Source organism: Ruegeria sp. E8 (assembly GCF_056533985.1).
This window is the reverse complement of sequence record NZ_JBQFOY010000001.1, coordinates 462,125-485,263: the sequence shown is the minus strand read 5'-3', so window position 1 is coordinate 485,263 and position 23,139 is coordinate 462,125. Positions and strand designations below refer to the sequence as shown.

Annotated in this window: 22 protein-coding genes; 13 read left to right on the top strand and 9 right to left on the bottom strand. The window is 55.2% G+C overall.

All coding sequences use genetic code 11. The features are described 5' to 3' along the window. Nucleotides 1–24 precede the first annotated feature (24 nt). The 3 genes from ACR0LF_RS02435 (at nt 25) to ACR0LF_RS02425 (ending at nt 2,023) form a co-directional block, all read left to right on the top strand. Nucleotides 25–813: an ABC transporter ATP-binding protein gene (locus ACR0LF_RS02435; RefSeq protein ID WP_480574441.1), complete on the top strand. Its 789-nt coding sequence runs from the start codon at nt 25–27 to the stop codon at nt 811–813. Between the two features lie 108 nt (nt 814–921). Next, entirely contained in the window at nt 922–1,635 is a 714-nt protein-coding gene (locus tag ACR0LF_RS02430) for an ABC transporter ATP-binding protein (RefSeq protein WP_480574438.1), read from the top strand. A gap of 1 nt (nt 1,636) precedes the next feature. After that, on the top strand, nt 1,637–2,023 hold the full coding sequence (locus ACR0LF_RS02425) for a hypothetical protein (protein ID WP_480574435.1): 387 nt from the start codon (nt 1,637–1,639) through the stop codon (nt 2,021–2,023). 311 nt (nt 2,024–2,334) lie between these two features. Here ACR0LF_RS02425 and ACR0LF_RS02420 read toward each other — a convergent pair whose 3' ends face one another. Then, nucleotides 2,335–2,685 (bottom strand): hypothetical protein, encoded by a 351-nt coding sequence (locus tag ACR0LF_RS02420; RefSeq protein ID WP_480574432.1) that lies wholly within the window; start codon nt 2,683–2,685, stop codon nt 2,335–2,337. Between the two features lie 405 nt (nt 2,686–3,090). Here ACR0LF_RS02420 and ACR0LF_RS02415 point away from each other — a divergent pair, with 405 nt between their 5' ends. The 4 genes from ACR0LF_RS02415 (at nt 3,091) to ACR0LF_RS02400 (ending at nt 6,444) form a co-directional block, all read left to right on the top strand. Next, a complete protein-coding gene (locus ACR0LF_RS02415) occupies nt 3,091–3,468 on the top strand; it encodes a hypothetical protein (protein WP_480574429.1) in 378 nt (125 codons plus the stop codon). A gap of 219 nt (nt 3,469–3,687) precedes the next feature. Continuing rightward, nucleotides 3,688–4,698: a branched-chain amino acid ABC transporter permease gene (locus ACR0LF_RS02410; protein WP_480574426.1), complete on the top strand. Its 1,011-nt coding sequence runs from the start codon at nt 3,688–3,690 to the stop codon at nt 4,696–4,698. Next, nucleotides 4,695–6,008, top strand: coding sequence for a branched-chain amino acid ABC transporter permease (locus ACR0LF_RS02405; RefSeq protein WP_480574423.1), 1,314 nt, complete (start codon nt 4,695–4,697; stop codon nt 6,006–6,008). Before ACR0LF_RS02410 ends, ACR0LF_RS02405 begins: the two co-directional genes overlap by 4 nt. 181 nt (nt 6,009–6,189) lie before the next feature. Beyond that, nucleotides 6,190–6,444 (top strand): hypothetical protein, encoded by a 255-nt coding sequence (locus tag ACR0LF_RS02400; protein WP_480574420.1) that lies wholly within the window; start codon nt 6,190–6,192, stop codon nt 6,442–6,444. Between the two features lie 31 nt (nt 6,445–6,475). On the opposite strand, the gene ACR0LF_RS02395 is transcribed toward ACR0LF_RS02400, so the two are convergent. Further along, nucleotides 6,476–8,023, bottom strand: coding sequence for a helicase HerA-like domain-containing protein (locus ACR0LF_RS02395; RefSeq protein ID WP_480574417.1), 1,548 nt, complete (start codon nt 8,021–8,023; stop codon nt 6,476–6,478). Nucleotides 8,024–8,468: 445 nt separating this feature from the next. On the opposite strand from ACR0LF_RS02395, the gene ACR0LF_RS02390 reads away from it, so the two are divergent. Further along, a complete protein-coding gene (locus tag ACR0LF_RS02390; RefSeq protein ID WP_480574414.1) occupies nt 8,469–9,047 on the top strand; it encodes an invasion associated locus B family protein in 579 nt (192 codons plus the stop codon). Between the two features lie 51 nt (nt 9,048–9,098). On the opposite strand, the gene ACR0LF_RS02385 is transcribed toward ACR0LF_RS02390, so the two are convergent. The 4 genes from ACR0LF_RS02385 to ACR0LF_RS02370 are packed head-to-tail and all read right to left on the bottom strand — an operon-like array spanning nt 9,099 to nt 13,340. Continuing rightward, entirely contained in the window at nt 9,099–10,307 is a 1,209-nt protein-coding gene (locus tag ACR0LF_RS02385; RefSeq protein WP_480574411.1) for a beta-ketoacyl-[acyl-carrier-protein] synthase family protein, read from the bottom strand. A 9-nt stretch (nt 10,308–10,316) separates the two neighbouring features. Beyond that, nucleotides 10,317–10,574 carry an acyl carrier protein gene (locus ACR0LF_RS02380; RefSeq protein ID WP_152458003.1) on the bottom strand — a complete coding sequence of 86 codons (258 nt, stop codon included), beginning with the start codon at nt 10,572–10,574 and terminating at the stop codon, nt 10,317–10,319. A 32-nt stretch (nt 10,575–10,606) separates the two neighbouring features. Then, the gene (gene lpxD, locus ACR0LF_RS02375; protein WP_480574408.1) at nt 10,607–11,698 is read right to left on the bottom strand and encodes a UDP-3-O-(3-hydroxymyristoyl)glucosamine N-acyltransferase; all 1,092 of its coding nucleotides are present in this window, start codon (nt 11,696–11,698) and stop codon (nt 10,607–10,609) included. A gap of 34 nt (nt 11,699–11,732) precedes the next feature. Next, the gene (locus ACR0LF_RS02370; protein ID WP_480574405.1) at nt 11,733–13,340 is read right to left on the bottom strand and encodes a L,D-transpeptidase family protein; all 1,608 of its coding nucleotides are present in this window, start codon (nt 13,338–13,340) and stop codon (nt 11,733–11,735) included. A gap of 354 nt (nt 13,341–13,694) precedes the next feature. Here ACR0LF_RS02370 and mepK point away from each other — a divergent pair, with 354 nt between their 5' ends. After that, nucleotides 13,695–14,264: a peptidoglycan L,D-endopeptidase MepK gene (gene mepK / locus ACR0LF_RS02365; RefSeq protein ID WP_480574401.1), complete on the top strand. Its 570-nt coding sequence runs from the start codon at nt 13,695–13,697 to the stop codon at nt 14,262–14,264. A gap of 54 nt (nt 14,265–14,318) precedes the next feature. Here the strand turns inward: mepK and ACR0LF_RS02360 are convergent, their stop codons facing one another. Then, complete coding sequence (locus ACR0LF_RS02360) at nt 14,319–14,906, bottom strand: hypothetical protein (protein WP_480574398.1); 588 nt, start codon at nt 14,904–14,906, stop codon at nt 14,319–14,321. An 828-nt stretch (nt 14,907–15,734) separates the two neighbouring features. Here ACR0LF_RS02360 and ACR0LF_RS02355 point away from each other — a divergent pair. From ACR0LF_RS02355 to ACR0LF_RS02340, 4 genes are all read left to right on the top strand, one after another. Then, nucleotides 15,735–16,166, top strand: a complete 432-nt coding sequence (locus ACR0LF_RS02355; protein WP_480574396.1) for a c-type cytochrome — start codon at nt 15,735–15,737, stop codon at nt 16,164–16,166. Between the two features lie 11 nt (nt 16,167–16,177). After that, the gene (locus ACR0LF_RS02350; protein WP_480574393.1) at nt 16,178–16,522 is read left to right on the top strand and encodes a copper resistance CopC family protein; all 345 of its coding nucleotides are present in this window, start codon (nt 16,178–16,180) and stop codon (nt 16,520–16,522) included. A gap of 2 nt (nt 16,523–16,524) precedes the next feature. Next, on the top strand, nt 16,525–17,391 hold the full coding sequence (locus ACR0LF_RS02345; RefSeq protein WP_480574390.1) for a copper resistance D family protein: 867 nt from the start codon (nt 16,525–16,527) through the stop codon (nt 17,389–17,391). Nucleotides 17,392–17,654: 263 nt separating this feature from the next. After that, nucleotides 17,655–19,016, top strand: coding sequence for a tyrosine-type recombinase/integrase (locus ACR0LF_RS02340; RefSeq protein ID WP_480574387.1), 1,362 nt, complete (start codon nt 17,655–17,657; stop codon nt 19,014–19,016). Between the two features lie 447 nt (nt 19,017–19,463). On the opposite strand, the gene ACR0LF_RS02335 is transcribed toward ACR0LF_RS02340, so the two are convergent. Both ACR0LF_RS02335 and ACR0LF_RS02330 read right to left on the bottom strand, forming a co-directional pair. Beyond that, a complete protein-coding gene (locus ACR0LF_RS02335) occupies nt 19,464–19,622 on the bottom strand; it encodes a hypothetical protein (RefSeq protein ID WP_480574384.1) in 159 nt (52 codons plus the stop codon). Nucleotides 19,623–19,635: 13 nt separating this feature from the next. Next, nucleotides 19,636–22,806 carry a phage tail tape measure family protein gene (locus ACR0LF_RS02330; RefSeq protein WP_480574381.1) on the bottom strand — a complete coding sequence of 1,057 codons (3,171 nt, stop codon included), beginning with the start codon at nt 22,804–22,806 and terminating at the stop codon, nt 19,636–19,638. Nucleotides 22,807–23,139 lie beyond the last annotated feature (333 nt).

Here is a 23,139-nt window from a genome sequence, read left to right as displayed (position 1 = left end):
CGGAAACGGTGGCTGGGGGAAGACATGATCGTCGTCGAAGACATGCACAAGCATTTCGGCGGGTTTCACGCGGTGGATGGCGCGTCGCTTGAAATCCAAAAGGGGTCAATCACTGGCCTGATCGGACCGAACGGCGCTGGTAAAACCACGTTGTTCAACGTGATCGCAGGCGTTCTGCCTCCGACCAGTGGCAAAGTGTACATGGACGGAGAGGATATCACCGGCCTGCCCCCGCATGAGTTGTTCCACAAGGGTCTGCTGCGCACGTTCCAGATTGCGCATGAGTTTTCCTCGATGACCTGCCGTGAGAACCTGATGATGGTGCCCGGCGCGCAATCGGGTGAATCGCTGTGGAACACTTGGTTCGGCCGCAAGCGCATCGCCGATGAGGAGCGCGCGCTGAAGGCCAAGGCCGATGAGGTGCTGGAGTTTCTGACCATTGAACATCTGGCCGATCACAAGGCGGGCCAGGTGTCGGGCGGTCAGAAGAAACTGCTTGAGCTTGGCCGCACCATGATGGTCGATGCCAAGATCGTGTTTCTGGACGAAGTCGGCGCGGGCGTGAACCGCACCCTGCTGATGACCATCGCCGACACAATCCTGCGCCTGAACAAGGAACGCGGCTATACCTTCGTCGTTATTGAGCATGACATGGATTTCATTGGTAAAATCTGCGACCCAGTCATTTGTATGGCCGAGGGTAAAGTTCTGGCCGAGGGTACTTTGGACGAGATCAAGGCCAATGAGCACGTGATCGAAGCCTATCTGGGCACCGGCCTGAAGAACAAAGACAAGCTGGAGGCCGAGGCGTGAGATCCGTGATCCGAGTGAGCGCCTGCTGCGCGCTTAATCTTTGTGATTGGGGGCTCTGCCCCCAAAACCCCCGAGATATTTCCGGCCAGATGAAGAAGGATCAGGAGAATGACTGAGCCGTTTCTGATCGGCGACACCATGACCGGCGGTTACGGCAAAGGTCCCGACATCCTGCACGACTGCACCATTGCTGTCGACAAGGGCGAGATTGCGGTCATCGTCGGCCCCAACGGTGCGGGTAAATCCACCGCGATGAAGGCCGTGTTCGGGATGCTGGACGTCCGCGTGGGATCTGTTCGACTGGATGGCGAAGAGATCACCAACCTCTCACCACAGGATCGCGTGATCAAAGGCATGGGTTTCGTGCCGCAAACACAGAACATCTTTACGTCTATGACGGTCGAAGAAAACCTCGAGATGGGCGCTTTCATCCGTCGCGATGATATCAGCGAGACGATGGAACAGGTCTATGACCTCTTCCCCATCCTGCGCGACAAGCGCAATCAGGCGGCCGGAGAACTGTCAGGCGGTCAGCGCCAGCAGGTCGCTGTGGGCCGAGCGCTGATGACACAGCCCAAGGTATTGATGCTGGACGAACCGACCGCCGGTGTTTCGCCCATCGTGATGGATGAACTGTTCGATCGGATCATCGAGGTTTCGCGCACTGGCCTTCCAATCCTGATGGTGGAACAGAACGCGCGGCAGGCGTTGGAGATCGCAGACAAGGGCTATGTGCTGGTTCAGGGGCGGAATGCTTATACCGGCACGGGCAAGGAACTGCTGGCTGATCCGGAGGTTCGCAAGAGTTTCCTGGGGGGGTAGAATGAAAAATCTAGATCCCAAGGTTCTTGTTGCGGTATTTTTTTTGACGCCTCAAAGCTTGGCTGCTCAAGTATCATCATGTGTTTGTAAATTCGACATTGAATGCACGCGCGACGAAGGTTGTCAAAAAAAGGAAATGGACCTGACTTTCTTTTTGGACGGGCAAGGTCAAGCGTTCATGCAGGGTAATGTAGGACTTGTCCAGGTTGTCCCCGTCGATGGCAATCAAGCATTTTCCTTCGTTGAGCCGCTTGGGTCCGGAGTAGTTCAATCCACAACTGTGTTAACGGACGGGACAGCAGTTCATTCTCGACATACTGCAATACTAGGAGAGTTCATTGTCGCGCAATGGCACGGCAATTGTTCAACCTATACTGGGTTAGATTAAACTCCGTCCCGGTCAAATCTGTTGATCCTTAGAAATCGCAAATTCGCTCCGGCATTTTAGCAGTTTTTTCACGTCTTTTCGCTTCGGTAGCCTCGCATGTTGTACATTCCCACAGGTTGATCTGTCCAAAATCTTTTTTACTATTGCTGTAATTAGGCTTTGAGAGTCGCGAAAACCTACGAATACGTGGCCACTCCATTTTCTTTGCACTCCCCAACATCAAAAAGCTCGTGGCAGATATCTGACCTGTTTTCAGGGGCCACAAGGCGGCTGCAAACTGCGCTCAAGCAAATACAACCGCCTTGCAACATTCACCCTTCTGGATTGCTGCAATACCCAGAATCCTGCGCTGCATGAGGCCCCTTGATCGACATGTCATAATGCAGGTTGTCAAAATCCACCACAAAGGTCACAACATCCTGCCCCATAATATGCAGGAAAGTCAGCGAGTTTAGTCCGGGAATGATCGTAGCCTCGCCCTTGATATCCTCTGTCACGATGAACCCTTTGTCGGTCGCCCCGGATCGCGCCAATGTCACCGCTCCGCCATTTCCGTCCGACACGCAGTTGACGACGAAATCTGCGCCGTTCAGAGGATCACTCGCGGATTGAGCCATCACAGGCAAAGTCGCACTCAGTATCAGAGCTGCGTATGATTTCATGTCGAACCTCATTTTTGTTTCTGCGCCCCCACGCTTCGTCATAAATCATGAAGAAACCCAAGAGTTTCTACGGGCTGTCCCACGCCCCTCACCGGTTCTTGAATCCAGGTGAAGGGGTTGTGTTTCGGCGAAACAATTAGCCAGATGCAGAACGCAAAAAGTGGCCAAAAAGTGGCGCCAAATCCGACCGGTCCTTCCAGATTGCGAGATGCATATTTTTACGCTGTTTTGTCAGAAGATTACCCGCCTGGGCCCCTTGGAAGAAAAATTAGTAGGTCCAGAATTCCGCCCGGACTCAGTTTAATTCTTGCCATGATCTGCACCTAATCACGGCGCGCGAACACTGGAAATCCATTAGGAATTCTCAATCCATACCGGGCACATGCCCTCTTCAGGAGACATATTATGAAACATTTGGCAGCGCTTGCCGCCATCGTCCTGCCTGCGTCGGCTCAGGCGGTATCGCAAACCTCCGGGCAAGGCGAAATTATTTATGAGTGTCAGATTACCGAGGCCTGCAAATCCAGTGGATGCAACCCGCTCGACCCCATCGTTCCGGTTACACTGAAACAGTTAGACGGCCAGTCCAAAGGTACGATTCTGTCTAACGGGCAGGAATATGAAGCGCATGTTTTACGCGGTCTCGGCGCGCAAGAGTTTCTACAGATTACCGCCGGCGGCAGCATCGGTTACACAGTCCAAAATGAGTCTGGGGAATTGTCGGTTCGGGCTACCGGCGGCCAGCAAAGGCACGAGCGTGGGGTCTGTTCGATTTCTCAGTAGCTGGATTTAATCAACCCAACGAACAGAATCAAACCAACAAACCCCAAAGGCTGCTTTCGCACCTTTGGGGTCGTTCAATCATAACCGTCGTCAGCGAGTGCAGAATCCCGAAACCAATCCTATTTTTTGCGAACAATTCACGTGCTGGGCGCAGCGGCAATGTTGTGCTTGCAACCGGTGCCATGCCATAAGGTCGCACCCGGACAGTGAGAAGAATTAATGGACTTACTCAACGCGCTTGTTGCGCTTGCGAATTTTGTGTTGGTGCCCGCGATCGCCTTTGGCAGCCAGCTGGCATTGGGGGCACTGGGGGTCACTCTGATCTACGGTATCCTGCGGTTTTCAAACTTTGCCCATGGCGACACCATGGCCTTTGGTGCGATGATAGCAGTGCTGGTGACATGGGGCTTGCAGGCCGTCGGTGTCAGCTTTGGACCGTTGCCAACCGCCCTGCTCGCCTTGCCCTTCGCCATTCTTGGCTGCATCCTGTTGGTGCTGATCACCGACCGCCTTGTGTATCGGTTTTACCGCGAACAAAAGGCCAAACCGGTTATTCTGGTGATCGTGTCGATGGGTGTGATGTTCATCATGAACGGCCTCGTACGATTCATCATTGGACCGGATGATCAGAGGTTTTCGGACGGCGCACGCTTCATCATTTCGGCGCGGGATTTCAAGGCGATGACCGGTCTGCGCGAAGGGTTGGCGATCAAGACGTCCCAAGGCATCACCGTGATTGTGGCCGTTGTCGCCGTGGCGCTGCTGTTCTGGTTTCTGAACAAGACGCGCACGGGGAAATCGATGCGCGCCTATTCCGATAATGAGGATCTGGCACTGCTGTCGGGCATCAACCCTGAACGCGTGGTGATGATCACCTGGATCATCGTCGCCGCGCTGGCCACCACGGCCGGTATGCTTTACGGGCTGGACAAGAGTTTCAAACCCTTCGTCTATTTCCAGTTGCTGCTGCCGATCTTTGCTTCGGCAATTGTTGGCGGCTTGGGCAATCCGCTAGGCGCTATCGCGGGCGGCTTCATCATCGCGTTTTCCGAGATTACGATCACCTACGCGTGGAAAAAGGTGATCACATATATCGCCCCTGAAAGCCTAGCACCGTCAGGATTGGTGCAATTTCTTTCGACCGATTACAAATTCGCGGTCAGTTTTGTCATCCTGCTGATCGTGCTTCTTTTCAAGCCTACCGGCCTGTTCAAGGGGAAAGCGGTATGACCGAATCCGTTAAGAACACACTGCTTTTCGTTGTCGTAGCTGGCTTGATCCTTTTGACCGGGTTCACACAAAGCTGGAACGCCGCGATCCTGATCCTGAACATGGGGTTGATTTCGGCCATCATGGCGATCGGGGTGAACCTGCAATGGGGATTTGCGGGTCTGTTCAACGTCGGTGTCATGGGCTTTGTCGCGCTGGGCGGTCTGGCCGTTGTGCTGATTTCGACTGCGCCCACTCCCGGTGCTTGGTCTGCCGGCGGTTACGGTATCCTTCTGTCTTTGCTTCTGGGGGCTGCCACTGTGGTGGCCGCGGTACTGGTCGCGACGAAGATGCCGAAAGGTCGTGTGCAGACCCTGACGATCATTGCCGTTCTGCTTGTTGGCTTTTTCGTCTATCGTGCGGTGTTTGATCCCAGCATTGCAGCCGTTGAGGCGATTGACCCGGCGATAGCCGGTAACATTGGCGGCCTGAACCTGCCTGTTCTGCTGGCCTGGCCAGCCGGTGGTTTGCTGGCGGCAGGTGCCGCGTGGTTGATTGGTAAAACCGCTTTGGGTCTGCGCTCGGATTACCTGGCGATTGCCACGCTGGGTATCGCCGAGATCATCATCGCCATCATGAAAAACGAGGATTGGTTGGCCCGGGGCGTCAAGAATGTCTACGGCATCCCGCGTCCTTCCCCGGTTGTGGGTTATGAGGTCGACTTGCAGAATGACCCGGTCTTCCTTGCCCGGGCAGAATGGCTCGGGCTGGATCCGGTCACTGCTTCGACGCTTTCGGTCAAACTCGGGTATTCACTGCTATTCATGATCGTGCTTCTTGTTCTGCTCTGGATGGCTCAGATGGCATTGAAAAGCCCGTGGGGCCGAATGATGCGTGCGATCCGGGACAACGAGGTCGCGGCTGAGGCCATGGGCAAGGACGTTACCCGCCGTCATCTACAGATCTTCGTGCTGGGATCGGCCATTTGCGGTATCGCAGGCGCAATGATGACAACTTTGGACGGTCAGCTGACACCAAGCGCCTATCAACCGCTGCGTTTCACCTTTTTGGTTTGGGTGATGGTGATCGTTGGCGGTTCCGGTAACAATTTCGGAGCTGTGCTTGGTGCGTTCCTGATCTGGTTCCTATGGGTTCAGGTTGAGCCAATCGGCCTGTGGCTTATGAATGTCATCACAGCGGGAATGCCGGATGGAAGTGCGCTAAAATCGCATCTGATCGACAGCGCCGCGCATATGCGCCTGCTGACGATGGGGCTGATCCTGTTGATTGTTCTCAGATTCAGTCCAAGGGGGCTGATCCCCGAGAAATAGATCAGAACCACCTGAAATACGCGAAACCGTGCCTTTCATCCGGCACGGTTTCTTGATTCTTAAGGATTTTCTGAATAAACGGACCCACCGCAGTGTTTTCATGTTGCGGGAAGTTGCCGGCACTCACACCCGTCTACGCCGATCTGTAACGATCATCCACACGTGTTGAAAAGAGTAAAAGATGAAAGCACCGCGCCTCAAAACACTTGTTCTATTTCCCGTTGTTGCCGTTGTAACAGCCGCCTGCATTCCCTCACCGGAAGAACTTGAGACAACCCCTGTCAAGGTTCAAACGCCCAAAGGTGTCGTGACCTGTCAGCTGTATCGCCCCGACCGGGTAACCTGGGATCGCGCGATTGATTTCCCGGCCACGAAAATGTCGGTGCCAGAGGCGGATGCCTATTGCCGTCAGGAAGGCCAGCGCCGCCTCAAGTAAACGCCGCGGCGCCCGGAAGGGCGCCGTGCCCTTACCTGTTGCGGAACAAACCGCCCAGAATACCGCGCACGATCCGACGTCCGGTCGTGCCTTTCAATTCCTTGATAACTGCCTCGGTCATTGCCGTTGCAAACGTGTCTTTCCGGCGCTGCACACGGGACGAGGACCTGCCCACCCGGCTACCCGAATATCTACGGGCCGAAGAATACTCCCGTTCTATGGGCGATTGCGCTTCAAGTACCTCATCGGATTCGGCCTGTTCGGCGGCTTTTGCGGCAGCATCTGCCCGGGCCTGCAAGATTTCAAAGGCGGATTTCCGATCTATCCCCTTGTCATATTTCCCCGCCATCGGCGAAGTGTCGAGAATCGCCTGACGTTCAGCGTCTGAAATCGGTCCGAGCTGAGACCCAGGCGGGCGAATCAGCGTACGCTCAACCACGCCAGGCACGCCTTTCTTTTGCAGCATCGATGTGACGGCCTCACCTACGCCGACCTCACGGATCGCGGCCTCGGTATCGAAGGCCGGGTTCTCGCGATAAGTTTCCGCTGCCAGCCGCAGGTTCTTGCGGTCACGCGCCGTAAAGGCCCGCAATGCGTGCTGAACGCGGTTGCCCAACTGGCCCAGAATATCCTCGGGGATATCCGCAGGATTCTGTGTGATGAAATAGACCCCTACCCCTTTGGATCGGATCAGGCGAGCCACCTGTTCAACCTTGTCCACCAATACTTTCGGGGCCCCATCAAACAGCAGATGCGCCTCGTCAAAAAAGAACACCAGCTTGGGTTTTTCAGGGTCTCCGACCTCGGGCAGTTCTTCGAACAATTCGCTCAGCAACCATAGCAGGAAGGTCGCATAAAGCCGTGGCGAAGCCATCAACTTGTCCGAGGCAAGGATGTTCACCATCCCCTGCCCGTTCTCGTCAGCCCGCATCAGATCGGCCAGATCCAGCGCCGGTTCACCAAACAGCTTTGTTCCGCCCTGGTTTTCAAGCACCAGCAACCGCCGCTGAATCGCGCCGATGGAAGACGTCGATACATTGCCATACCGCAAGGACAGCTGCGCGCGGTTCTCTCCGATCCAGACCAGCAGCGCCTGAAGATCCTTGAGATCCAACAGCGGCATGCCTTCTTCATCTGCCACACGGAACGCGATGTTCAGAATACCCTCCTGCGCCTCGCTCAGTTCCATCAAACGGGATAGCAGTAATGGCCCCATTTCTGTGACTGTTGTACGCACGGGATGACCTTGTTCACCGAACAGATCCCAGAATGTCACCGGGCAGGCGGAATAGGAAAAATCGTCAAAGCCGATACGACCCGCGCGATCCAGAAACGCCTGGTGCAGTTTGTGTGTCTCGCTTCCGGGCAAGGCCAGCCCGGATAAATCGCCTTTGACATCGGACAAAAACACCGGAACCCCGGCCTGAGAGAACCCTTCAGCAAGGATTTGCAACGTCACGGTCTTACCCGTTCCGGTCGCACCGGCAATCAACCCATGGCGGTTTGCGTATTTCAACGCCAGTTCCTGCGGCTGGCCATAGCCTTCGCCACCGCCGCCCAAAAAGATATTCTCGCCCATTAACACTGCCTTATGTTTCACCGATCCGGGACCAGCATACAAAGTTAACCTTTGACTGCGATAGTCAATTTGCCCTGTGGTGATTTCCTTTCTGCGGGGCAGACTTCCTCCCTGTCGACTGGCCGTGCCTTCGGGCACGGCTTTTTTTCTCTCCCGAAGGGTTTCAAAGTTCTAATCGGCAAATTAAAAATTGAGGATAGCTGTTGACCCGTCAGCCCCCCTTTCGTAGGGTTTGCGCATAAATAAGTCGGCCAGTCCGACGGGGAGAACCTTTTGGAAAAGGGAGTTGTTTGATCAGCTCCCTTTTTCTAATTCGGAACAACCCGTTTTCGGCGTTCCGGCAGGAATCCGTTCACGTTCGAACATGCTGTTCCGATAGTGACTGACACCAGTCCAGAAGAGTGTTAAACGAAGCGAAAAGCTCAATCATCAAATCGAGGCATTCATGATCAAGAAAATCCTCTCGCTGAATACCGTGGCAGCGGTTTTGCTGTGCGGTGCTGCCTATGCGCAGGACACAACGACATCCGAACCAGAAACAGCGCTGGACCTGGGCCAGGAAGGACCACGGGTCGGAGAGCAATTCGTCAAAGAAGAATTCGGCGACTGGGATGTGTCGTGCATCAAGGCACAGCAAGGTGAAGACCCTTGTGCCATCGTTCAGGTTCTGAACGGCGACCAAGGCGACCCGATTGCAGAAGTATCGATCGGCAAGCTACCCGAAGGCGGAGCGGCCGTTGCCTGGGCAAATGTGATCGTTCCATTGGAGACGCTGCTGCAAGCTCAACTTGCCCTGTCCATCGACGGTGCACCGCGCAAGCTGTACAACTATCACCACTGCGTTCCGGTTGGCTGCATCGCACAGCTTGGGCTCAGCCAGGGTGATATCGATGCGATGAAAGCTGGCAGCAAGGCCACTTTCTCTCTGGTTCCCGCCCGCTTCCCGGACCAGGTTCTGGAAATGGATATGTCGCTGTCCGGCTTCACATCAGGCTATGAATCCCTGACGGTCAATACGAACTGAAAACGTTTTTCTGAATATGCCGCCGCATCACTTGCGGCGGCTTTTTGACCACTAGACCCTTTTCAAAGCCAGAACAGCATTCAGCCCCCCGAAAGCGAACGCATTGCTGAGCGCGACGTCGACTTTGGCATCGCGAGCATCGTTCGGCACCACATCCAGCGCGCATTCCGGGTCGGGCTCTTCGTATCCAATAGTTGGTGCAATGACACCGTCACGCAGCGCCATGATACAGGCCAACAGCTCGACCGCACCGGTCCCGCCGATCAGATGGCCATGCATGGATTTGGTCGATGAGATCATCAGATCGTCGGCATGAGGGCCGAAGACATCCGCAACCGCAGCACATTCGGTCTTGTCATTTGCAGCCGTCCCGGTGCCATGCGCGTTGATGTACCCCACATCGCTTGCATTCAACCGGGCATCGGCCAACGCACCTGACATGGCCCGCGAAGCCCCTTGCTTGCTGGGCATCACGATATCCGCGGCGTCTGACGACATGGCAAAGCCGACAACTTCGCACAAAATCTCGGCCCCACGGGCACGGGCGTGTTCGTATTCTTCGAACACAAAGACACCAGCCCCCTCGCCCTGTACCATCCCGTTACGATTGGCACTGAAAGGACGGCACGCATCTTTCGACATTACGCGCAAGCCTTCCCACGCTTTGACGCCGCCAAAACACAGCATGGATTCGGACCCACCCGTAACCATGGCAGGCGCGATACCGCTGCGCACCATTTGAAAGGCTTGTGCCATGGCGTGGTTGGACGACGCGCAAGCGGTCGAAACGGTGAAACTTGGGCCTTTGAGGTTGTGTTCCATCGAGACATGGCTGGCCGCCGCGTTGTTCATGAGCTTGGGAACAACAAACGGGTGCACCCTGTTCTTTCCGTCCTCATAAACCGAACGGTAATTGTCATCCCAAGTCGACACGCCGCCGCCGGCGGTCCCCAACACAACACCCGATTTCGCGGCCAACTCTCCGTGAAACTCGATGCCCGACTGGTCGATCGCCTCTTTGGCTGCGGTCAGGGTGAACTGGGTGAACCGGTCATACAAAGATATCTGCTGGCGGTTGAACCGCCCTTCGGCCTCAAACCCCCGGACCTGTCCGCCGATCTTGATGGCCAAGCGGTCGACGTCGCGGAATTCCAGCTCTGAGATGCCACAGCGGCCTTCGCGCATGGCTTTCAGCGTGTCAGGGACAGAATGGCCCAGCGAATTGATCGTCCCCGAGCCGGTAATGACAACACGTTTCATGAGAGTTTGTCAGACCTTTTCCGACACAAGCTTTTCGATCCCTGCAATGATCGCAGCGACATTCGAAATATCGAAATCATTGGCCTCGGGTTCGTTGGCATTGAAAGGAATCGAGATGTCGAACTCTTCTTCAATGGCAAAGATACTCTCGACCAGACCAAGGCTGTCGATGCCCAGATCTTCCAGTGTGCTTTCGGGCGTCACGTCCGATGGCTCCAGCACGGCCTGCTCTGCAATGATTGCGATGACGCGGTCGCTGATGCTCATGTCGATCCCCTGATTATCAGTTTGAGGATGATTTAATCGCTTGGGGTCTGTTTGAAAACAGCCTTTTTCAGTGCCTCAACGTCGCGGGCCATTCGCGGCAGGCGTCGCTGCGCCTTGTAGACGTCTGTATGGGTTTCCATTTTGATGCCGGGGTAGCCCATGATTACGCGTCCAGCGGGAACATTTGACAGTATCTTTGTTCCTCCACCCGATATGACGCCGTCCCCGATGAAAATATTATCGACAACCCCGGTTTGACCACCCAGAACGACGTTGTTGCCAATTTCGACCGATCCCGACACGCCGGTCTGCCCGCATAGCAGACAATCCCGCCCGACGCGGGTGTTGTGACCGACGTGAACCAGATTATCGAGCTTTGAGCCGTCGCCAATGCATGTATTGCGGATCGTGCCATTGTCGACCGTACAGTTCGACCCCACCTCGACATCGTCACCGATCTCAACCGCGCCCAAAGAGTGAATGCGCAGCCAGTTTTGCGCCTTGGCATCACCCTGATCGCCCATTGTCTTACGCGCATTCTCTGCACCTGACACTTCGGGCGTGACGAAACTGAACCCGTCACCCCCGATCCGTGCACCAGGTTGCGCGATAAAGCGATCCCCGATCTGTGCACGGGCGCCAATGCTGACCATCTCGCGCAAAAGAGCCTGTTCGCCCAGAACGGCATCTATACCGACCACACAATGCGCCCCGATGACCGATCCGGAACCAATCCGCGCGCGGGCACCAATGACTGCCAGTGGACCAATCGCTACATCCGCACCAATTTCCGCCGTTGGATCAACAACGGCCGAAGGGTGAATGCCCGGCTCAACCCCCTGCCCGCGATCCAGCATCGCAGTGATTCCGGCCATCGCCATGCGGGGGCGCTTTACGAAAATGGCCGCCCGCAAACCCATCGCCTGCCAGTCCGCGCCTTCCCACAACACAGCGGCGCGTGCTTCACCGTTGGATAGCGCCTCGGCGTATTTTGGAGACATGGCCATCGCCAAATCGGTAGGACCCGCATCACCCGGTTCAGCGGCCCGCACAATTGTCAGGCCAGCATCGCCCTGACATTCAGCGCCCAGAGAGTCGGCGATTTGTTGAACGGTGAACTGCATGGCGGGCTTCCTTTTGGCAGGATTTGACCCGTGCTTACCCCTGAACGTCCGGCAGGGCCACCCCTGCCTTTTGAAGGGCCTCCCAAATCTTGCGATCCCGGTCGTAAACATCGCGGCGATACTGCACTGCACCCTTCGGTCCGACATATGCCGTCCGATAGATCAGATGCACCGGGACATGCTGATCCAGTTCAACTCTGGTTTCTTTCCCGGTCTTCAGAACGCGATGGAAAAATGCCTTCGGATCTTCTTCCTGTCTTGCCAGTAGCGCATAGGCAAACTCGAAGGGTTGTGCCAACCGGATGCAGCCATGCGAGAACGCCCGAACCTCACGCGCAAACAGGTTTTTATGAGGTGTATCATGCAGATAGATATTATACTTATTAGGGAACATGAACTTCACCAACCCCAAAGCATTGCTTTGGCTGGGTGGCTGGCGCATCGCGAATGGGAAATTGCGCGCTGTGAATTGGTTAAAGTCCACAGCCCCACGATTGACCTGCCGTCCCCTGCTGTCGGTGATCTGAATGTGACCGACCGCATTTGGATTCGCCTTCAACTTCGGCAGATATTCTTTGGTGATGATCGAACGGGGAACATACCAACTGGGGTTGATCACCATATGCTCCATCACGTCCGAAAACTCGGGGCTCCGGCGGTCATGGGTGTTCTTTCCGATCACCGCCCGGGTCTCAAAGGTGACGTGCCCATCATCCACGATTTTGGCCGAGAAATCGGCCTGGTTGACCAGGATATGACGCGTGCCGCGTTCCCGAGGCAACCAGCGTTCCCGTTCCAGTGCGACATAAACGGCCTTCAACCGGTCGGAAGCGGGACGATTCAGCTCGGTAATCGTGCCTTTGCCCGCAACGCCATCAGGTTCCAACCCATGCGCGGTTTGAAAAGCCCGAACACCGTCCAGCAGAGCCGCATCGAACGAGGGGCTGGCGGAAGGTCTCATATACCCCATAACCACCAGACGATTGCGCAACTTCACGACATTCGGCCCGGTATCGCCGAATTCCAGCTTGCTCACGGGAACAGTTGCTCCCCATCCGCCCTGTTCAATAAGAGCCTCAAGTACCAGTTTTTGCTTCATTAACGCCCGGTATTGAGGTGTCTGCGGCGCAAGTTGCTCAATATATGCAGCACCTTGCGCACCGAGGCCTTGCAAATGCTCGGCGGCGCTGCGCCGCGCCACCGTCCGAACGAGACCATCATCAACACTTCCGGGCCGAATTGCGCCTGTGTACAGCGCGTCAGCGTATTCGACAAAAATCCTGCTCAGTTTAGCCTCAACGGCCCCAAGATCGCGGGTCGAGCGTGCCGATTCCATCGTCTCCAGCAAGGTTGAAACTGATGGGGTGGCTTGCGGCAACCCGTGCAGATGCGCGCTCGACAAAGCCTTGATCAACGCTGCCCTGCGTTGCGTATGTTCGGCGGTTTTACCCACCCAAATCGGCGCAAATCCGTTTGTCCGGTAAAACTCGGCGACTTGCGACGCCCGCGCTGTGTTTTCAGCGATTGCCATCTGGAACGCCGTGCTGGGCGCGGGCTCAAAGGTGGTATTCGCAATACTCGCCGTAGCCGCAAAACAGGCGGTTAGCAGGATACTGGTACTGGTCCGGAAAACAGAAAACATTGGTTGCCTTGATAATCAATAGTTTGGACAGGTGGATATGTGCGTCGAACAAGTATGGATTTGAGCCCGAAGCCTTGTCTATTCACAAATTCCCTACCAAATCGCTTCTGTCGATGCCTGATGCGCGATTGCATCGGCTGCGTGGCTCGAAACTCACACCTCAAAAATATCTGTGATGCGCTGTGACATTTGCGCAAAAAACTGCCGAAAATTCCCCCTTGAATAGGTGATTGTGAAACACTTCTTGGCCGTTGATTCCGATTGTGCCATACATTCCGCATCTGGGATGGGAAAAAATTAAGACGGCGCGCGTAACATCGTGCGCAGGCAGGAACAGTACGGGACGAACCAAAAATGACCAAGAGCAGTTCCTCGGGCTTGACCCGGCGTGCCCTATTGGGTGCATTTGCAGCAACCGCAGTCGTGGCAGCTCCTTCCTACTCAAATGCAGCAGGCTTTTTGCGCGGTGGCGGCGATATTCGTCGCATACGTATGTATTCCGGTCGCACGGGCGAACGGTTGGATATGATTTATTGGGTCGATGGTAAGTATATCAAGGACGCTGTCAAAGAAGTGAACCACTTCATGCGTGATTGGCGCACAGATCAGGTAAAATCCATCGATTTACGCACGATTGATATCATGGCGGCATCACACAACCTGCTGGATGTCAACGAGCCCTACATGTTGTTGTCCGGCTATCGTTCCCCTCAGACAAACGCAATGCTGCGTGCCCGGTCTCGACGCGTGGCCCGAAAGTCCCTCCACATGGAAGGACAGGCAGCTGACTTGCGCCTCGCGTCCCGCTCGGTCTCGCAGATGGCCAAGGCGGCGATGTCCTGCCGTGCGGGTGGCGTCGGTCAGTATTACGGATCAAATTTCGTGCACATGGACTGCGGTGTCGTACGCAGTTGGCGCGGCTAAAACGCCGAAGCTACGATCTCAGTCTATCTGACATCCGGTTGACTGGTTTTCCGGTTACATCCCTGCATCTCCACCTCCTCCTCCGCCGGCGTCACCGCCCCCGGAATCGCTGCTGGATGCCGTTTCCGCAGTTGAACTGCCTGACTCACGCGTCTTTTCATCGTCGACATCCGAGTGGACATTTGAGTCAGACGCCTTTCCGCTTTCTAATTCATCATCGCTATCCGGATCATCATCGGTCAGCTTGCCAAGGATGAATGCGGCTACAATTCCGACCAAAATCCAGCCTAAAACGCTTTGGGGTGAATACCCCGTAATAATAGAACAACCTAAAACCGCTACAATCACGACAACGATCAGAAACTTTTTTTTTGAAGAGATGACTTGCACGTTCTTTCCTCCTTCAAAGGTGACGCGAACGAAACTCATCCGGAAAGTGTACAGGAAAACGTGCTGATGGAAAAATTTGCGCCTCAGTAAGGGCGTTAGCAATAATCTTTCGTACCCAGCAGAATTGAAAACCGTGCCCGTATAAAGTGGTTGAGAAATTGAACCCAAAATACACTCAACCAAATAGCCATCACCCGTTCGAGCGCCGACGGCCTCAAGCAGCTTAACGCGGACATTTCTACGGAATTCCAAGAAAGAAAACTGCGCTTCATAATCTCGAGCGATCCGCTAAGTAAAGGGGTTCAGGTATGGCTTTTGTAACACCTTCCCTCTGCCAGCCCTGTCGCGCGCAGCCTTAGATTCTTTGAGCTCACTTCAGACCTCTGTGCGGCGCAGAAGCTCGCTGGAAGACCGTTGATGTTCGGTTGTGGTCGACCCTCAGCGGCCATAGATGCTTGGCGTCGTGAAAGTTTGTTCTGGTCTCAATTCCCAATGTGCTGCATAGCGCTTGGAAGCCCGCTTTGTAACGCAAAGCTGCCTCTCCAAGGGATCAATTGCCCAGAAGAAACCTCTGGCATTCGCGTTGCGTTTGTCTGGAACCCGGATTAGTTTTTCTGCGTGAAACACTTTCGCCTAACAACCACAACGCTGCTTGCTTTTTTCTTGGCCTGTACTATCGGGCTCGGGAGTGTTGCGCATGCGCTGTCGAAAGATTGCGCTGTCGGTCATGATGATCATGTGGTCCCGGGCGTTGAGTCACAGCACACTGACCACGTTTCGACCCCTCCAAGCGAAGACACCGCGCGTCAATCAAACGAACCGGCGCACGTAGGATGCAACCCATTCCTGTGCAATGCTCTAGCACTTACGATTCAGAATTCCGCATCAAGCCCCTGCCAATCGGCAGTCGTATTGACATGGCAGGTGACAAGCTTTTCGGCGCTTAATGAACCGGACAACCCGGACAGACCCCCTAACTTCTGAAACAGAAATCCGACGCTGTTCACGTACCGTGAGCACGTTCCGATATGCCGCAAAGATTTGCGGAATTCCTCTGTTTCACAGTGTTAGGACCTCTACATGAACCAAAAACATCTCCTAACCGGCGTTTGCGCCGCGGCCGTCATGGCTGCCTACTTCGTGCTGCGCCCGGTTTCGGTTGACAACGACGAACAGCCTGCGACCACCGATGGCAGCGACATGGTCGCAATTCAGATGCCACCAATCGAAGGAAACGCTGTTATCGGACAGCGTATATTCGAAAACGCATGCGCCGCGTGTCACGGCAACAACGCGGTCGGCATTGAAGGTGCAGGGCCGCCGCTGATCCATGTCATCTATGAACCCGCCCATCACGCGGACGAGTCATTTCAACGCGCGGTCGCGATGGGCGTTAGAAGTCACCACTGGCAATTTGGCGACATGCCACCAATAGAAGGCCTGACCCGTGGAGACGTGGCCATGGTCATCGACTACATTCGCGAAATCCAGCGCGCCAATGGAATAAACTGAGGAACCACCCAATGAAGAAGAAGCTCACCACAATTGCACTGATATCCACGTTTGCCACAGGTGCTTTTGCTCATTCGCGCGTGGACACCACCACACCCGAAAACGGCGCGACAATTGCCGAAGTGCCTTCTGTGATCAGTTTCAATTTCACGGATGATATTCGCCTGACAAAGGTTAACATGATCCATCAGAAGGCTCACACCGTCACACTTGATCTTGGAGATCAGACCAGTTTCGGCCGCGCGTTCGCGCTCCCGTTTCAAAGCATGGGCAAAGGCACCTATCGCATAGAATGGCGGGGTTTGGGTGCGGACGGGCACGCCATGCAGGGTGATTTCACGTTCACAGTGGACTGACCATGCCCGATATCTGGGGAATAGGAGCAATTTTGTCCAAGCTGATGCTCTATGTCGGTATTGGTGGTTCGACCGGACTTTTGATCATTCGGGCCGCTTTTGCCGACCTTGTGTCGCCTCTCAGCGATAAGATTCAAGTACAGGCTGCGCTGCTGGCGGGGCTTGCGCTTGCTGCCTCTGTCCTTGGTTTCCTGCTGCGTGGTGCCGCCTTGACGGGTGGGGCTGATGGCATGATTGATCCAGAAATGCTCGGCCTTTTGTGGCAGACGCCGGTTGGCGACGTTCTGGTTAGTCGCGTCATCGGGACCGTCTTGATCATCGTCGGAGTGTTTATCCCACGCGTTGGACAATGGATCGCGCTCGCGAGTGGATTGCTTGCGCTGTGGTCGTTTGTTCAAATCGGGCATGTCCCTGAATTGGAACAAACAGGTGCCCGTTTTCTGTTGTTCCTGCACCTTCTGGGCGTTGCGTTCTGGGTCGGGGTACTTGGACCGTTGTATGCTCTGTCGCGCCAGCCAGAGTATCTGGGCACAGCAGCCTCATTAGGGCATCAGTTTGGGCAAGCCGCTACCGTCATAATCCCCACACTGATTTTGGCGGGACTATTGATGGCCTGGATGCTGTTGGGCGATCTGCGGGCATTGACGACAACAAGCTACGGGCAAACCCTGCTGATCAAACTTGCACTTGTTTGCGCTGTTCTGACGTTGGCAGCCGCGAACAAACTTCGCTTTGTTCCCGCGATGCAGGCCGGGGACGATACAGCTGCCCGCCACTTGGCCCGCTCAATTGAAATCGAAACTGCAATCATTCTGATGGTACTGGTGGCCACTGCGACTCTCACCAGCGTTCTGACCCTACCGAATTGAGATAGGCCAAGTTTGAACCGGTTCTTCGACAGGTTTCACTTGACGTGTCACTCGTCGGAGCAAACTAACCAAGTAAGACATTGTTCGTAAGTACTTTTTTGGATGGTGTGGCGCACCTGAGATGAATCATACACACGTATAACGCGATCTACTAATCCGTATTTTTGTTATATTTCAAAGGCATTTAGAGGTATGGACTCCGCAAGATAACGGCATTACACATCAAAATCAGTACAGAAATCAGTACAGAAATTGAGGTATTTATGGCGGGAATACACAGGCTCAAGGATAGCCAGTTGCGAGGAACCGAGAAGGTCACTTTGAACGATGGCGGCGGGCTGTATTTCCAACGTGAGAACGCCAATAGCGCGCATTGGTTTTTTCGCACCCAGCGCCGGGGCATGCCACCCAAGACCGGACTTGGCCCCTACCCGGCTGTCCCTTTGAAACGCGCGAGGGCATTAGCGGAGGATTGCCAAGAGGCTGTAGCAACAGGACGCTCTCCACGTGAAGTCATGGCCGAGGTCCGTGGAACCGGAACTAAGTTCCTGACATTTTCCGAAGCAGCAAAAGCGACATATGAAGCAAAGAAGCGCGGTTTCAGAGGTAAAAACCAGTCCGGGGAGTGGCTGCGTGTATTAGAAATGCATGCTGTTCCTAAGCTAGGCAAACTACGCTGTCGGGACATCACAGTTGACGATGTGGTCAGCATCCTGAAACCGCTTTGGTACGATCAGTACCCCACGGCAAAGAAAGTTCGACCTCGCATTGCCGACGTACTGAGGTACGCACAAGCGGCTGACGCCGCCGTTGATGTTGAACTGACAGACAAGGCGGCGACTCAGCTTGGTAAATCGGGCCACAAACCCAAACCTCACGCCGCCCTGAGTTGGGAAGACGGACCAAAGTTATTCAAGAGCATTCAAGAGGACGACATCCGGTTAGTCGCACTCAAATTCTATCTTTTGACCCTACCCCGAATTTTGCCCGTCAGGCTCATGAAGTGGAAAGAAATTGCAGCGGATGCGTGGATAATTCCACCAGAGAATATGAAAGGCGGTAAACAGTTCATTGTGCCATTGTCTACGGCCTCGCAGATACAACTTGAATATGCGCGATCTATAACGAGAGCACATGGCGCGGATGATCTTGTATTCCCCTATGCCGGTTCATTCAAACGCGGGATTATCTCCGAGAACTTCTTCAACAACTGGCTCAAGTCGAATAACTTCCCTTCGACGGGCCACGGGTTGCGCGCCACTTTCAGAACGTGGGCGACTGAGACTGAATCTTGTTCTCGCGACGTTGCAGAATTAGCGTTGGATCACAATATCCACGGAGACACCGAGTCACGTTACGTTCGGGGGTCCCAGTTCCGGCAGCGTCTAGAAGCAATGGAGAAATGGGGGAAATACCTGTCTGGCGGCGTAACAGCCGACAGCCCATTTTTGATCCGCACAGATGACGACGGTAACGACTGGTCCCTTTCTCTAAACGACATCAAAGAACACCGGCAGCAGGCTGAAAAAATTGATAAAATGTCTTCAGAGAGAAGCTGGGCGAATGACAAGCGGAACGTAGATACGTGGTATCGCAAATCACAGGAAAGCGATGGCAAAGAATAAGGGCCGCGTGAGCGGCCCAAACTCTATTCTATACTAAAGGCAGCGGTACATCTCAGCGTCGATAAGCATGTCACCCAAAAGACTTGTGGCCCGTGTTTGAAGTAACACCAAGTTAGCGCCCCGTGATCCAGCTTGCCGTTTGATTTCGTTGATTGCCCTTGTCTGAGAATACTTGTTCGACCCAACTTGTGGGATAAGTCCGATCTCCTTTGCATTCTCACAGTTTGGCGCGTCGGCGAATGACACTTTGACCTGATCTGGCGATACTGCCGGGTAGCTTGCACCAGTCTGAATTACTGGTTCCGTGCATGCTGTAACCGTCGAAATCAGCAAAATTGCTGCGATAGCTTTTCTCACTTAAGCCTCCAAAATACTTAGTAATTTTGGTGACTATGAGTGCTTTGCGGCTCAACTTTGGCGTGATCGTGTCGTTTACACGGAAAGCGCCTAGTGCTCAGATTCTTCCGTCTCTTCTTCCGGTTCAGGTTCCCGCTTTTTCGGGAAGCCCTTTTCGTCCAAACCGCGTTGCTTGCGGATTTCTTCGAACTTGGGGCGATGCAATCCAAGCGGATGTCCGGGGGACGTTTTAGGCGTATACTGAGACATTGAGGGACCTTCTTCAGTCGATTTGGGCTGACGCCATTCGTCCAGCGCGGGCAGCATCTGCCGCAATCTGCTTCTGGGAACGGCGGAAGCTATCCGCATCGGGGGTTGCGATATTAAAAGTCTGCGGCATGTTGATTACGTTTCCGCCACCGCCTGCACCTCCTGCCATCTCAACCGGAATCTTGCGCCCCTTGGAAAGCGGGATCACGGCTTCGTTCGGATGCAATACCGCCGGGATACCGGACGTGTTCGGAGTGCCTGACGCGTAGTGCGGCGCGTGGTTCCAGTTTATCGGGTGCGGATTGGACGTAAGCCCGCCCTCTTCAAAGAACATTGGCGCAAATGACAGGGCCGTACCAAGGAAGCCGGACCCACCACCGAATAGCTCACTGAGGAAACCGCCCTTCTTCGGCATCATGGTTGCCTGCTGGATCATAGTCGCGTGCTGCTTGCCCCCGTTCTGGATTGCGGTCTGGACACTCGTTGCGTGTTGCTGCCCGCCGGACATAGTAGCGGTGCGAACCTGATTGCCTGCGACTACTCCTCCTGACTGCATTCCGCCCCGGATTTGTCCGGTAGCCTGCGCGCCACCCTGAGCCATGCCGCCCTGCATTTGGGTGGATACTTGCTGCCCTGCCTGAAGCATGGCCTGAGCGATGTTCTGCCCTGCCTGCTGCCCGCCCGTCATCATGGCGTTCTGCATTGCCGCAGGTCCACCAGAGGCGGCGCTGTCGCCTAGTGAAGCATCCTGTCCGAGCGTATCGCCCAGAAGCGATCCGAGGAACGAGCCTTCACCACCGAACGCGGTGTGCAACTCCTTCAGAGCCTTGTCTGCAACGATTTCGGAGATCGTGCCAAGGATTGCCTGCCCGAACGCTTCTACGTCCACAGTACCAGACTGCATCATCTCGGACAGAGCATCCTTGAGGTTGCCGATGACACCCACTTCGATCCGCTGCCCAGCTTCATACCAACCGGGAACGCTGTCGCGCCATGCCTTAACCGGGTCGTTCGCGACCCGGCTCAGTTCTTCATTGAGCTTCGCGGCGGCATCGATCTGCTTGATCATTGCCATGGTGGTGGCATCAACGGACCCGCCCGAAAGCTGCTGTGCCCGCGCCATCAGGTTGGCAGCTTCAGCAGTACGAAACTGACCGTCTGCCAGCATCTGTAGAGCAGATGATTCCGCATTCAACGCCGTCGTGCGCTTCTGTGCAGCTTCGATAAGCTTCTTGTATTCGCCTACCTCACTCTTTCGCCCGCCGCCGCCTTTCCGCTCGCTCCGATTTGCTTCGCTGAGCTGCTTACGCAGCGCTGCCTGCCGCTTGGCAAGGCTTTCAAGTTCGCCAATCTTTTCAAATTCGGCAACGGCCTGATCCGGCGTCATCGCACCGGACAGCAACAGGTCATCAAGCTGCACCCGGCGGTTCGCGGCCTGACTGGACAAGCCTAGATCAACCTGCAAGGTCAACGACCTGTTTTCAGCCTGAATGCTGGCAATCTGCTCGTCCACAGAACGTCCCAATGCAGCGACTGCGCTGGGTACCGCGCCCAACGTGGAAAGAAGCTGCTGGGCGGCGTCAGCCGCCGTGCCAAGCTGACTGGATAGCCCGGACGCCGCTGACGCGGCCCGCCTCGTAGCTTTGCTGGTGCCCTCTTGCGCAGCCATGAGCTTCTTTGCAGCGTCTTCGCTCTTGATGAGCTGCATCAGCACTTCAAGCGCCTCACCTTCAGCGCGCGCCAATCCGCCGGATACGCGTTCGACCTCAGAGCGCAGCCGGGTCACGCTTGCCGCCTGATCTTCGAAAGTGGCTGCGTTCTGAATCTCGGTCATCAGCGCCAACATGTGGCGGGCGGAGTCGTTGGTGGTATCGAAGGCGCGGCGAACTTCATCGACCGATCCGGTGAACGGGTTTCCGTCGCTGGTAAGCGCGTCTTCAATGGATGCAATCAAATCTCGGTTGACGTTCTTCGCGTCAATCTTTGCGACTTGCTGCAAGCGTTCGATATGCACACGCAGCTCTTCGTTTACTGCTCCATATTCCCGGCGGAGCTGGGACAGATTGCCAGTCGCCAACGCGTCGGACGCACGGCGCAGGTTCTGAATCTTCGTATTGGCGTCGGACAGCGCATCGCCGAATGACTTAGTTTCTTCTGCCCCAGCAAAAAACCACTTTGCGATGGCGGCACCAGCGGCAACCGCGCCTATAGTGATAAGGCTGAGCGGATTCACCAAAGAAGTGAAACCGGCAAGCAGGGTACGGAAGACTCCCCCGCCAGCGGCCTTGAGGCTATTCATCTGGGCAGCGATTTGCGATCCTTGCTGCAACGCGATCATGCCTACAGACTGAAAACCCATCTGTGACGTAATAAGAACGTCGGAAAGCTGATGCCCCACCATGATGCCCTGTTGCGTCGTAGTGGCATTGCGCTGCATTGCGGCGGTGTGCTGATCGACAACAGCGGACGCACCTGCAAGCTGCTGGGCCGCGCGCTGACGCGCGTCAGCGGCGAGCTGGGTAGAAATGGCTCCTTCCCGTTCGGCAGCGCTGATTTCGTCCATTGCGTTTTCATACTGCTTTGAGGCTGCATAGACCGGGTTGTATTTGGTGCGTAGCCGGTCCAATGCCTCAGCCTTTCCAGAGGCAGCGCGTGCAGCCTCTTCGGTCTGGCGGGCAAGCTGAGCCTGTTCGCCGCGAAGATGTTCAGCAGCGACAGTGTTCTGCAACAAAGAACTGCGCAGATCATCGAACTGAGACTTGGCGGAACGCACATCCAAGGTGCTGGTGGCGTTCACAAGATTGGCCTGTAGACGCGTCAGAGCGGTTTCGAGTTGAGCAATCCCGGACGTGTCACCAAGATCGCCCATACGCAGGGCAAGGCGCTGCGCGGCCTGTTCAGAAGACCTGAGCGCCGACGCACTGGCGAGTGCGGTTCTCTGGATCGTGGCGGCGGCGCGGTCGGTTGCACGGGTCAGGTTTTCGGTTTCGGTGCGTGCCCGCGTCAGCGGGGTCACGTCGTATTGCGGCTTAATATTCTTGAGCTTGGTGAAAGTCCCGGCGGTGTCCCGGTCCAGATCGCGGACGGCCTTCTGAACGGCCTTGATGGCACCAGTGAATTCACGCGCGCCGCTCTTTGCAGCACCCGAATTAATCTTCAAACGGAGTTCGTGAGTTTCAGCCATGTGGTGGCTACATCTTTCTTCGGTATGGGAAAAGTGGGCGGGTGTTTCGCGGCCCCATACGCCCGAAACACCCGCCCGAAGACGGCAAAAATGCCGGGGGATCAGACCCCCGCTAAGCAAGTACAGTGTATCACAGGTGGGTGACGTGGCCTAGCAAACCGCCAAAACGGTTCATCCAAACCGGGCAGCGTTCAGTCGCAGGCACTGCAACATTTTTTCACCGGAATTGAAAATTTTTTGAGGCCGGATTGCGAAACGAAAAAGGGGGGTGCCGGTTGCCGTTGGGTCCCCTATTCGTGCAACATCCAGAGCGCTAAATGATAACCGTGAAGT